Below are 12292 nucleotides of genomic sequence, written 5' to 3'. Positions count from 1 at the left end.
ACCCATTCATTACTCTATGGAGACTTTAACATGACACAACAAATCGTGCCGTCTAACGAAACTATCCTGAAAGCCGTACAAGATACTTTGGTGATTTCCACTACAGACTTACAAGGCGTGATCACCTATGCAAATGATCTTTTCTGTAAATTAACTGGCTTCTCGCGTGAAGAGTTAATCGGGCAACCGCACAACATCGTACGCCATCCTGCGGTACCAAAAGAAGTGTATAAAGAGATGTGGGATACAATCCAAGCTGGCAAAATTTGGACAGGTATCGTGCCTAACTGCGGTAAAGGTGGGGTGGTGTATGTCGTTGATACTACCGTTCAGCCTATGTTTGATGAAGCAGGACAGATCACAGGTTATATCAGTGTACGTCGCGTAATTAACGATCTAATGCAAAACTTTGATGCTGTTGAATTTTCAAAAGAAATTTTTGATGATTTCCACGGTTAAATTAAACAAGAACTTAGTAACAAGGGCGAATAATTCGCCCTTTTTCAGTATTTATTCTAGAAATAAGGAATTGCTATGCCGTTCTTTTCTCATATCCACATTGCTTACGGCTCAGAATCAGGTCGTGCGGAACAACTTGCTCAGCAACTACAACAACAACCTTGTTTAGCCGCTCATCCACACTCTATTGCCAGCCTGAATAACACACATTTAGAGCAACTCCCCCCTCACACCTTACTCCTTATCGTAACCAGCTCTTTTGGCGATGGCGAAGCACCAGCTAATGCGGATCAATTTGCAAATTACTTAGAAAATCTCCCCGCTTGTCATATTTCCTATGCGATTTTTGGCTTAGGGGATACCAGCTATGACAAATTTTGTGGCTACAGCAAACATCTAGATCATCTTTTACAATGTAAACACGCGACAGCCATTATTGAACGTGTAGATGCAGATTTAAACTACCAAGCGATTTTCCAACAATGGCTAAACCTTTTAATTCAAGCATTAGCGAATCCAATTACACCACCTCTTTCCCATTCCCTCTCAGTGAAAGTGTATGCTGCTAACCAAACCTATGCGGCACAAGTTTTAGACATTCAACAGCTGGCACAATCAGCTCCCGCAGTATTTCATCTGCGCTTATCATTAAAAGAGAGTGGTATCTTCTACCAAGCCGGCGATCTCATTTATCTTCAAGCACCGAACGCGGACTCACTCCTTGCCGAATTCTGCCATTGGTTTAATGACTCTTCAGCAAAAGAGGTATTACAGCAAAAAGAGCTACGCTTATTGAATAAAAATATTCTGCGTGATGTCGCAAAAATTTGCGATAGCACTGAGCTTAAAGCGCTAACAAAAATCGCCAATAAAAAAGCGCTTGAAGACTATCTTTATGGACACGATCTGCTCGATCTCCTACGCGATTTCGACCCAGAACATCGCGTGAGCCTACAAGATTTACATGCTCTGTTACCTAATCTTACTGCTCGTGCATATTCCATCAGCTCTTGTGGGCAAACACATCCCGAATATGTTGATCTATGTGTCCGTGAGGTAAGCTATCAACTCGGTGAGCGTCACTACTACGGCACGGCAAGCCACTATATTGCTCAATGCCAAGCGGGCGATTTTTTACCAATTTTTGCAAAATCAAACCCGACTTTTCATCTAACAAATAAGCAGATACCAATCGTCATGATTGGCGCAGGCACCGGTATTGCCCCCTATATCGGTTTTTTACAAGCCCTACAACGCGAGCAACGCGCTTCTTCGCATTATCTCTTTTTTGGTGAGCGCCACCGCTTACATGATTTTCTCTACCAAAATGAGCTTGAACAATATCTGCACAACGGAACTTTAACGAAACTTTTCACCGCCTTTTCTCGCGACCAAGCAGAAAAAGTTTATATTCAAGATCTTCTCAAGCAACAGGCAGAGTTGATTTGGCAATTAATCCAGCAAGGTGCCTATTTTTACGTATGCGGCAGTAAAAAGATGAGCAAAGCAATTGATGAAAGCCTACTTGAAATTGCAGAACGTATTGGTCATCAACCTTATATTGATGATTTTAATAATATTGTGGCACATTTAGTTGCTGAAGGACGTTTACTACGCGATATCTATTAAGCAAGCGGCTAAATTTTGCTAAAAAAATGCAAAATTGGGACGCTTGAGCTGATGAATTCTTTTCATTGACATAATGAAAATGATCAAATTGACATTATGTTGCTATCCGAATAGAATTCTAGCCGTCTAAACGTCTAAATGCAGACACAGTATGCAAACTAAACATCATATATAACAAAAAGGAAAAGCTTATGAGCTATGCCCGCACAACTGATTTACTCAATCAAAATCTTGCTGAATTAAATGGCAAAGTAAATGTCTCGTTTGAATTCTTCCCACCTAAAACGGAAAAAATGGAAAGCCTGTTTTGGGATTCAATTCAACGCTTAGCAACTCTAAAACCAAAGTTTATTTCTGTGACTTATGGCGCAAACTCAGGAGAACGTGATCGCACGGCATCACTTGTGAAAAAGATTCAGCAAGATACGGGCATTATTTCTGCTCCCCATTTAACTGGTATTGATGCCACGCCAGATGAATTACGCCAAATTGCAAAAGATTATTGGGAAAATGGAATTCGTAGCATTGTGGCTTTACGTGGCGATTTGCCCGCTGGTTATAACAAAGCGCCTTTTTATGCTTCTGATTTAGTCAAATTACTAAAAGAAGTTGCTGATTTTGATATTTCTGTAGCAGCTTATCCTGAAGTACACCCTGAAGCTAAATCTGCACAATCAGATTTAATTTACTTAAAGCAGAAAGTGGATGCGGGAGCAAACCGTGCAATTACTCAGTTTTTCTTTGATATTGAAAGCTACCTGCGCTTCCGTGATCGCTGTGTAACAACGGGAATTGATGTCGAGATTGTGCCAGGTATTCTGCCAATCCTGAACTATAGACAATTAGAAAAAATGGCAAAAATCACCAATGTGAAAATCCCAGCTTGGTTACACCACGCTTATCAAGGCATTCGTGAAGAGGATAAAAACACAGCGCAAATTGTTGGTGCTAATATTGCTATGGAGATGGTTAAAGTGTTGGCAAAAGAAGGGGTTAAAGATTTCCACTTCTATACTTTAAACCGAGCAGATCTTTCTTATGCATTGTGCCATTCATTAGGGGTACGAGCCGACTAACCCCGTCTAACCCTGCAAGGATAACTAAAACCCCATTTAAAAATACGCAATTTGTGCATTTTTAAATGGGGTTTCATTTTGCCCTTCTGCTTTACGATGTTTTGCATTACGTTGGTAACTGCCCTTTCCTTTACGTTTGCGTTCTGCTCGGCTATGAAATAAGCGATCCGTCACTAAGGCTTTTACTGCACTTTCTTTAATTTCACCTCGTCCGTGGGCATAACTATTTGCTTGTATTTGTTTTGCCATAATTATCCTTAAATGCTCTGTTAAAAAATCAGCAACATTTTAGCAAAAGCTATGATTTTGTATATAAAAAACAGTATAATCCTGCGTAACTTTACGCGTAACAAGCGGTTAGTTTGAATGAAATTTTTACAAAATGGGGTTCTATATGAAAAAAGAAGAAGTTGGTCACCATTTTTTAGCTCGTCTTGGTAAAACACGGTTACGCCCAGGTGGTAAACTCGCAACCGATTGGTTACTCGCTAATGGCGATTTTCGCCAAGATAAAAAAGTATTAGAAGTTGCTTGTAATATGGGTACAACCGCTATTGAGGTCGCAAAGCAATTTGGTTGCCAAGTAGTCGGGGTCGATCTTGATGAAGAAGCATTAGAAAAAGCACGTCAAAATATCAAAGAAAATCAGCTAGAAGAATTAGTACAAGTGCAGCGTGCCAATGCAACCAAACTACCATTCGAAGATAATAGTTTTGATATTGTGATCAATGAAGCCATGCTTACTATGCTACCTCTGGAAGCAAAAAAGAAAGCAATTCGCGAATATTTGCGGGTACTCAAACCGAATGGATTCTTACTCACTCATGATGTGATGCTCAATACAGAAGATGCCGAGGCGGTTATTGCCGAATTGCGCGATGCGATTAATATTACCGTTACACCACTCAGTAAAGAAGGTTGGAAATCGACTTTTGCTGAATGCGGTTTTCGTAATGTTGATACCTTCTCAGGCGAAATGACCCTTCTCTCACCTAAAGGGTTAATTTATGATGAAGGCGTTATGGGGGCGATAAAAATTATTCGTAACGCGCTGAAAACCCAGAATCGCGAGACTTTCAAAAAAATGTTTAGAACGTTTAATAGCCCTGAAAAAAAACTCGGTTTTATTGCCGTGTGTAGCCAGAAATAATAAATCCCCCCTCTGGGGGATTTTGGCATTTAGTAGAAAGAGAAAATGAGGATATGATATGTTAGAAATGTTCCAAAATTGGTATCGGCAGAAATTTGATGACCCACAAACTGTTGCGCTGCTAACCATCCTGTTTATCGGTTTTGGCATTATCTATTTTTTTAGCGGTTTACTAATGCCTCTGTTAGTTGCAATTGTTCTTGCCTATCTATTAGAATGGCCAATCCGCTTTTTAAGTACCAACCTTAAACTACCTCGGGTATTAAGCCTTACTCTAGTATTAGGCGGTTTCATCTCGCTGTCTATTTTTCTCTTTGTTGTGCTGTTGCCTAGCCTTTGGAATCAAGCTGTAACGTTTTTAAAAGATTTGCCATCAATGTTCACATTACTGAACGTCTGGTTATCTGAATTACCTGAACATTATCCAGAGTTAATCGACTATGCAACTTTAGATAGTTTGCTATCTTCATTACATAGCCGTATTCTTGAATTTGGTAACTCTTTATTGGCTTTCTCTTGGAACTCTATTGTCAATTTAGTCGCTATTGGCATTTATGCCTTCTTAGTGCCACTAATGGTGTTCTTTCTTCTCAAAGATAAGACCTTATTTATCCGCTCAACTATTAAATTTCTACCACGCAATCGCCATCTAGCTGGCAAAGTATGGAATGAAATGCAACAGCAGATTGCGAATTATATCCGTGGTAAATTTCTTGAAATTCTCATTGTCGGTGGCATCACTTACATCATTTTTCTCTTTTTTGATCTTCGTTACCCACTTCTGCTCTCTGTTGCCGTTGGATTATCTGTGCTAATCCCCTACATTGGCGCAGTGCTGGTAACCATTCCTGTTGCCTTAGTAGCGTTGTTTCAATTCGGCTTATCGCCTGACTTCTACTATGTTTTACTTGCATATATCATCAGCCAGCTGCTTGATGGTAATTTACTTGTACCACTACTCTTTTCTGAAGCGGTAAATTTACACCCTTTAACGATCATCGTTGCAGTTCTCATTTTTGGCGGATTATGGGGATTTTGGGGTGTCTTTTTTGCGATCCCGCTTGCCACTTTGGTTAAGGCTGTACTTAATGCGCTCCCAACACCTAAGGAGAGTGAAGGTTTATGAATTATCCGCAGCTAAACCGCTTGAATAGCGTCGTTGCTATCGGTGGTGGACACGGTTTAGGTCGCGTTCTCTCTTCTTTATCTTTTTTAAAAGAGCGCCTGACTGGCATTGTGGCTACTAGCGATAACGGAGGATCAACCGGTAGAATCCGTAGCCAACATGGTGGCATTGCTTGGGGAGATTTACGTAATTGTTTAACTCAAATTACGATTAAGCCTACTGTCGCCTCTGCGCTATTTGAGTATCGTTTTAGTGGTAATGGCGAATTGGCTGGGCATAATCTTGGCAACTTGATCTTAAAAGCGCTGGAGGATATGCAAATTCGTCCAACGCAAGCTATTGAGCTAGTGCGTAATTTGCTTTATGTCCGTGTAGGATTACTGCCAATGTCTGAAGAACCCGTTGATCTCCTAGCTATACTTGCCAATGGGAAGCAAATTCTCGGCGAAGTGGAGATCGATCAGCTCAAACAATTGCCACAACAACTACGGCTGTCCCCTAATGTGCCTGCAACCCCTGAGGCACTGAATACTCTTAAAAATGCTGAGCTGGTATTACTCGGACCTGGCAGCTTTCTGACCAGTGTAATGCCTAGCCTGCTGATTAAAGAATTAGCAGAAATATTAAGCGCTAGTAATGCTAAAATTATCTTTATTGATAATATTGGTAGAGAACATGGCATTGCGGGTCAGCTATCACTTAACGATCGCATCAAATGGCTTGAGCGGTGCATCGGGCAAGGACGTTTAAATGCTGTTATCACCACACTCGAAGAGCAATCAAGTTTGCCCGATACTATCCAAGTGCTACGCCAACCACTCAGCTCAGACGATGTCTATTACCGCCATGATCGCCACAAACTTACTCAAGCGATTGAACAACTTTTAGGAGCTGCTGATAATTCAAATTAATTAGCAACAGTCCTAGCTATCCCTGCTATAACAAGCGGTGTTTTTTCTCTATTTTTTTACAAAGGAACTTATTGTGCTTGTCTCAGATTTTCATTTTGATCTCCCTGACAATTTGATTGCCCGTTATCCAACCCAAGAGCGCACGGCTAGTCGCTTGCTCTATTTAAATGGCGAAACGGGAGAATATCAAGATCAGCAATTTGCCGATCTTCTCCAACATATTCAACAAGGCGATCTACTTATTTTTAACAATACTCGTGTCATCCCTGCTCGTTTATATGGCAAAAAAGCCAGTGGTGGAAAATTAGAAGTTCTAGTAGAACGTGTGCTAGATGAGCATCGTTGTTTAGCACATATTCGTGCTTCAAAAGCGCCTAAGGAAGGCAGCGAAATTATTTTAGGTGAAGACAAATTAGGGGAAGGCAATGGTTTACATGCTGTCATGACAGCTCGTCACGATGCTTTATTCGAATTACATTTTAACGCAAATGCGCCTCTCTTCGACTTATTACAACAGGCAGGGCATATGCCTCTACCGCCTTATATCGATCGTCCAGATGAAGACACCGACCAAGAGCGTTACCAAACCGTTTATAGCAAAGTATTAGGTGCTGTAGCCGCACCAACAGCCGGACTACATTTTGATAATGCTATGCTGGAAAAATTACGCGAGAAAGGCGTGAATACCGCATTTGTTACCCTACATGTTGGCGCAGGAACATTTCAGCCAGTAAGAGTAGAAAAATTAGCTGACCATAAAATGCATTCAGAATATGCAGAAGTTTCGCAAGAAGTGGTTGATCTTATTTTAAAAACCAAAGCTGCAGGTAAACGTGTGATCTGTGTGGGCACGACTTCGGTACGCTCAATTGAAAGCGCCGCTCAAGCTGCAGAAAAAGAAGGGAAATTAATCGCACCATTTTATTCCGATACAGCCATTTTTATCCATCCAGGTAAGAAATTCCGCATTGTGGACGCCTTGGTGACCAATTTCCATTTGCCAGAGTCTACCTTAATTATGTTGGTATCTGCCTTTGCTGGCTATAAAAATTGCATGAATGCTTATGCCCATGCAGTAAAAGCACAATATCGTTTCTTCAGTTATGGTGATGCCATGTTTATTACCCAAAATCCACATGCTGAAAAGGATATACCAGCATAATCTACTCTGGCTCGACACATAATATGTAAAAGCGAGGGCAAACTAAAGTTTGCCCTCGTCCATTTACGCAAATTCTACGTTTTAACCACGTTCAATGAAGCAAGGTGCTTTAAGTACCCGAATTTCCGGGGCTTCAGCTTGGTATTTTTCAAGTTGCAAAATCGTGGTATTCGATGAATTGCCTTGTGCCAATTTAGAAGTGCCTTCATCTCTGGTGAGCACATTCGGATTGCCATTTTTGCAAAGCACCTGTGCAGTATTGAGATCTTGTGGGTCAAACCACGCACCTTCATGTACTGCAACAGTACCTTTAACGATATTATCACTGACAACTGCCCCACATAAAATCTGCCCACGTGGATTAAAAAGCCGCACTATATCACCACTTTTAATGCCCCGCTGTGCAGCATCCTCAGGGTGAATGAGCACTGGTTCGCGATCATTTACCGCGTATTGATGACGTAGTGAAGTTGCGGCCAATTGGCTATGTAGGCGGTATGGTAAATGCGGAGTCACCAACGCCAACGGATAATCTGCATTCGTATTGCCTTTATACTCTTCTGGTTCAAACCAAGTTGGATGCCCTAGACAGTCATCATAGTTCATTGCAGCAACGGTTTCTGAGAAAATTTCAATCTTGCCACTTGGTGTTTTGAGTGGATTTTTCATGGGATCGCTTCTAAACTGACGAAAACGCTGGAAAGTTTGGGTCTCAGCCTGATTCTCAAAGCTCACCAATTTGTTATCAGTCCAAAACTGTTCAAATGCTGGCATGCTAATACCAGCTTTTTCAGCATTTTGCCGAGCAGTTTCATAAAACTGTGCCAGCCACTGCATTTCATTTTTGTTTTCGGTAAATTCGCTTTCCACGCCTGCGCGTTTTGCTAGCTGCTGGAAAATCCAATAGTCACTTTTCGCCTCAAATTGTGGCTCAACCACCTGTTTCATAGGCACAATATGCTTGGTAGCATAGTCCCCAATCATGGTTAAATCATTACGCTCATAACTAGTGGTAACAGGTAGTACTATATCCGCCATTCTCGCTGTAGGTGTCCAGTTAATTTCATTAACAATAATGGTATCTGGCTTGTGCCATGCTTTGACTAACAGATTCGTATCTTGATGATGAGCAAAGGGATTCCCGCCTGCCCAATAAACCACTTTCAACTCAGGATACGTGATTTTGCGTCCATTAAAATCAATCGTTTTATGGGGGTTAAGCAAAGCATCCGCGATACGGGCTACAGGGAAATTAATTTGGCTTGACTGAACCAACCACGCACTTTGCCCCTCTTTTTGACCAAGGCTTTCCCCTACTTTTGCAGAAATTGCCCCTAAACGTACCGCTTGCAAGCCCGATAATCCACCAGACATTAAACGGTAATTAAAGACAAAACCGCCCCCATCTTGCCCAATCTGCCCAAGCATTGCACACAGTGCAGCAAGCGCCCAGTGTGCTTGTTCACCGTGACGCTGGCGCTGAATCCCCCAACTACCGATAATCATGGTACGGTGTGCGCTAAAATCATGAGCCAGTTGTTCTATAGTCTGCGCGGGTACACCACAAATATGGCTTGCCCATTCAGCACTTTTAGCGATTCCATCTTCTTTGCCAAGTAGGTAATCTTTAAATTTTTCAAAGCCCACTGTATATTTAGTCAGAAAATCACGATCATGCAGATCATACTGAATGAGAGAATAGGCAATACCTAGCATAAGAGGTACGTCAGTTGCGGTGTGGAGGGGAATCCATTCCGCATTAAGTAGCTTAGCCGTTTCGTTACGAATAGGATCGAGACAAATCACTCGTTTACCACTGTTTTTAAGTTTGCTTAGATAATCTCTGCCCTGTGGTTCTGCTGCCGTCCATGAAATTTGCAAAGTCGTCAGGGGATTTGCCCCCCACAACACCAAAATCTCAGTATGCTCCAATACTTGCTGCCATGAAGTTTGAGGTTCATAAACCTCTATCCCACCTAATACGTGTGGCATGATAACTTGCACTGCCCCCGTAGAATAATCACCCGTTGTGCCAGTAAAACCACCAGTTAAATTCATATAGCGCTGTAACAGGGTTCGAGATGCATGCAGTGAACCACAGCTATACCAGCCATAAGATCCGGCAAAAATAGCACTATCGCCATACTGTTGGCGATTTTCCATCAATTTGCGATGAACTAAATCAAGAGCATCATCCCAAGAAATTCTGACCCATTCATCACGCCCGCGCAGACTGGTATCAGGATTACCTGCTAAATAGTTTTTGCGTACCATGGGATAACGGACTCGAGCATCACTATAAATTTGATCGGGCACAACTGTTGTTAAGGGATTAGGAATTTCGCTAGCAATAGCTGATTCAGAGGAGACTGCGACACCATTTTCGACAGTCACATTAATTGCCCCCCAGTGGGCAGCAGTAAGAATAGTCTGTTGGTTCATATTGGTTTAGAAATCAAATTTGTAAATTTTTGGCTATTTTAGCGCGCTTGTATCAGTCTATATTTTATACCTAGCCTTATAGCTGCGCTAATTACACCCCATTGTAAACATCAATTCATCTCAAAACAACGAAATATCTTTGCATAATAAAAAAGCTACCTTGAGCTTAAACTCAGGATAGCTTTTCTTCAAATAAATATTAGCCTATTTATAGATCATCAATTAATAAATAGATCTTATGCACTGGCCCGTGCACTCCAACAACTTTGATCAATTCAATATCCGCTGTTGCAGACGGACCAGAAATGATATTCACACAAGATGGCATACGTTCACCATTTTGAGCTTTGTCGTGGAGAATTTTTGCCAGCTGTGCCACCCTTGGCAAGACGTTGCTTTTACGTAGTACAACAACAGAGCTCTCCGGCAGTAAACTAACTGAGCGCCCGTTATTTTTGTTTGAGAACAAAACAATACCGCCAGATTCGGTTAAACCATATTCTCCATACACCACACCAATATTTGCTGCTTGCGATTTCTGGATATTAGTATCACCTTGTTCAAAATCCCACAAATGGCACTCGCTATATTTGCGCTGTAATGCAGGGGTAATACCTAAATCCACTAAGCGTTGATCATTATTTACCACAATGTTACCCCCGCCATATTTTTCACAAATATCGATGATCGCTTGAGCTAAATTCTCTTCTTTCGCTTCAACCACATCCACTACCATTACACGAGCAAAGTCAATAAACTCTTTCACTAATTGTTCTTGGCTGCGATCGGTTAAACGGCTAATAGCATGGTTGTTTTCTAATGCCGGCATTGGCTCTGGCACGTTTTGACGTGGTCTGCCCATACGCTCGGCTAATTTATTTAAGAAATTTTCACGATTTTGTTGGAAATCCATATTTCAGTCCCTTTTAGTTTCTGTTCTCAAACCATTCACGGAAACTTTGCCCTTCCGCTGCCGGCAAATCACGCGCTTTTGTCCACTCACCAAGCGCACCGAAATTCACTGGTGCTTTACCATTTTTGATAAATTTACCTGCTACTTTCGCACCGAGCTTCATACCCACTTTCCATATGGTTGGATGAGAGTTGGCAAAGTTGAAACCAAAGATGGACAAACGTTCTGCCGCAGGTGTCATACCCGCTTGAGCAATGTGTTCACGGTGTTTTAAGATTAATTGAGCCAGTGGTATTTTCACTGGGCACACGCTATTACAAGCGGTACATAACGAACATGCATATGGCAATTCTTTAAACTCATCGTAACCACCTAATAATGGAGAGATCACCGAACCAATCGGCCCTGGATAGATTGAACCATAGCCGTGCCCACCAATTTGGCGGTAAGCAGGACAAGTGTTCAAACATGCACCACAACGAATACAACGTAAAACTTCTTGGAACTCGCTTTCTAAAATTTTAGAGCGACCATTATCCACGATGACTAAATGGAACTCCTCTGGGCCATCTGTTTCGCCTTCTAAACGAGGCCCTGTTAGCCAGGTATTGTAAGCGGTTAATTTTGCCCCTACAGCACTACGCGCCAACATTGTGATTAACACATCAACCTCTTGGAAAGTGGGCGCAATACGCTCCATTCCCATCACTGCAATATGCGTTTTTGGCACGGTGGTTGCCATACGTAAGTTACCTTCGTTAGTCACTAAACAGACAGAACCTGTTTCTGGCACAGCGAAGTTACAGCCAGAAACACCAATATCTGCTTCTAAAAAATCTTCACGGATTTTTTGACGAACGAAAGCCGTCATCTCTTCTGGTGTTTCTGAACCCTCATAACCCAACACATCGTGCATTTCTTGACGAATCTTATAGCGATCTTTATGAATTGCTGGCACAACAATATGTGATGGTTTATCTCCCACAATTTGTAGCAAGTATTCACCCAAATCAGTTTCCACAACTTTAATGCCTTCCGCTTCTAACACGTGGTTCATCCCGATCTCTTCGGTCACCATGGATTTCGATTTTACAATTTTCTTGGCATTTTTCTCTTTTGCTACTTGTTTGATATAGTTAGTCGCATCTTCTGCGGTTTCTGCAAAGAATACTTTCCCGCCATTTTGGGTCACTTTTTCACTTAATTGGTAAAGATATGCATCAAGATTGGCTAAAACGTGGTTACGAATTGCTTTTGCATCATCACGCCACTCTTCCCAGTTACCCAATTCATCAACCATACGCTGACGGTTTGCTCCGATAGTCTCTTGTGCTTTAACCAATGCCTTACGTACGCCAGCATTATTGACTTGTTTCTCAATACGCGCTTTAAATGGCAGGGTGTTTGTTTGTAAATAAGACATA

At 41.7% G+C, this 12292-nt stretch carries 11 protein-coding genes; 7 read left to right on the top strand and 4 right to left on the bottom strand.

The features are described 5' to 3' along the window. Positions 1-30 precede the first annotated feature (30 nt). From F542_RS04475 to metF, 3 genes are all read left to right on the top strand, one after another. On the top strand, positions 31-459 hold the full coding sequence (locus F542_RS04475; protein ID WP_015432708.1) for a PAS domain-containing protein: 429 nt from the start codon (positions 31-33) through the stop codon (positions 457-459). Between the two features lie 75 nt (positions 460-534). After that, entirely contained in the window at positions 535-2088 is a 1554-nt protein-coding gene (locus tag F542_RS04470; RefSeq protein WP_015432709.1) for a diflavin oxidoreductase, read from the top strand. A gap of 191 nt (positions 2089-2279) precedes the next feature. After that, complete coding sequence (metF, locus tag F542_RS04465) at positions 2280-3164, top strand: methylenetetrahydrofolate reductase (protein ID WP_015432710.1); 885 nt, start codon at positions 2280-2282, stop codon at positions 3162-3164. Between the two features lie 36 nt (positions 3165-3200). Here the strand turns inward: metF and F542_RS04460 are convergent, their stop codons facing one another. After that, positions 3201-3413, bottom strand: a complete 213-nt coding sequence (locus tag F542_RS04460; RefSeq protein ID WP_015432711.1) for an alternative ribosome-rescue factor A — start codon at positions 3411-3413, stop codon at positions 3201-3203. Between the two features lie 145 nt (positions 3414-3558). On the opposite strand from F542_RS04460, the gene F542_RS04455 reads away from it, so the two are divergent. The 4 genes from F542_RS04455 (at position 3559) to queA (ending at position 7513) form a co-directional block, all read left to right on the top strand. After that, on the top strand, positions 3559-4314 hold the full coding sequence (locus F542_RS04455) for a class I SAM-dependent methyltransferase (RefSeq protein WP_025266989.1): 756 nt from the start codon (positions 3559-3561) through the stop codon (positions 4312-4314). 58 nt (positions 4315-4372) lie between these two features. Then, a complete protein-coding gene (locus F542_RS04450) occupies positions 4373-5440 on the top strand; it encodes an AI-2E family transporter (protein WP_015432713.1) in 1068 nt (355 codons plus the stop codon). Then, complete coding sequence (locus tag F542_RS04445) at positions 5437-6351, top strand: gluconeogenesis factor YvcK family protein (protein ID WP_015432714.1); 915 nt, start codon at positions 5437-5439, stop codon at positions 6349-6351. The genes F542_RS04450 and F542_RS04445 overlap by 4 nt, the downstream gene beginning before the upstream one ends. Before the next feature lie 73 nt (positions 6352-6424). Then, positions 6425-7513 (top strand): tRNA preQ1(34) S-adenosylmethionine ribosyltransferase-isomerase QueA, encoded by a 1089-nt coding sequence (gene queA / locus F542_RS04440; RefSeq protein ID WP_025266988.1) that lies wholly within the window; start codon positions 6425-6427, stop codon positions 7511-7513. Positions 7514-7594: 81 nt separating this feature from the next. Here queA and F542_RS04435 read toward each other — a convergent pair whose 3' ends face one another. The 3 genes from F542_RS04435 to F542_RS04425 form a co-directional block, all read right to left on the bottom strand. Continuing rightward, entirely contained in the window at positions 7595-9955 is a 2361-nt protein-coding gene (locus F542_RS04435; RefSeq protein WP_025266987.1) for a molybdopterin guanine dinucleotide-containing S/N-oxide reductase, read from the bottom strand. A gap of 208 nt (positions 9956-10163) precedes the next feature. Beyond that, positions 10164-10868 (bottom strand): LutC/YkgG family protein, encoded by a 705-nt coding sequence (locus tag F542_RS04430; protein ID WP_015432717.1) that lies wholly within the window; start codon positions 10866-10868, stop codon positions 10164-10166. Between the two features lie 13 nt (positions 10869-10881). Continuing rightward, complete coding sequence (locus F542_RS04425; RefSeq protein WP_015432718.1) at positions 10882-12291, bottom strand: LutB/LldF family L-lactate oxidation iron-sulfur protein; 1410 nt, start codon at positions 12289-12291, stop codon at positions 10882-10884. Position 12292 lies beyond the last annotated feature (1 nt).

It is taken from the genome of Bibersteinia trehalosi USDA-ARS-USMARC-188 (genome assembly GCF_000521725.1).
GTDB lineage: Bacteria > Pseudomonadota > Gammaproteobacteria > Enterobacterales > Pasteurellaceae > Bibersteinia > Bibersteinia trehalosi.
Note: the sequence above shows the minus strand (reverse complement) of the source record. Positions and strands in the feature narration are given on the sequence as shown.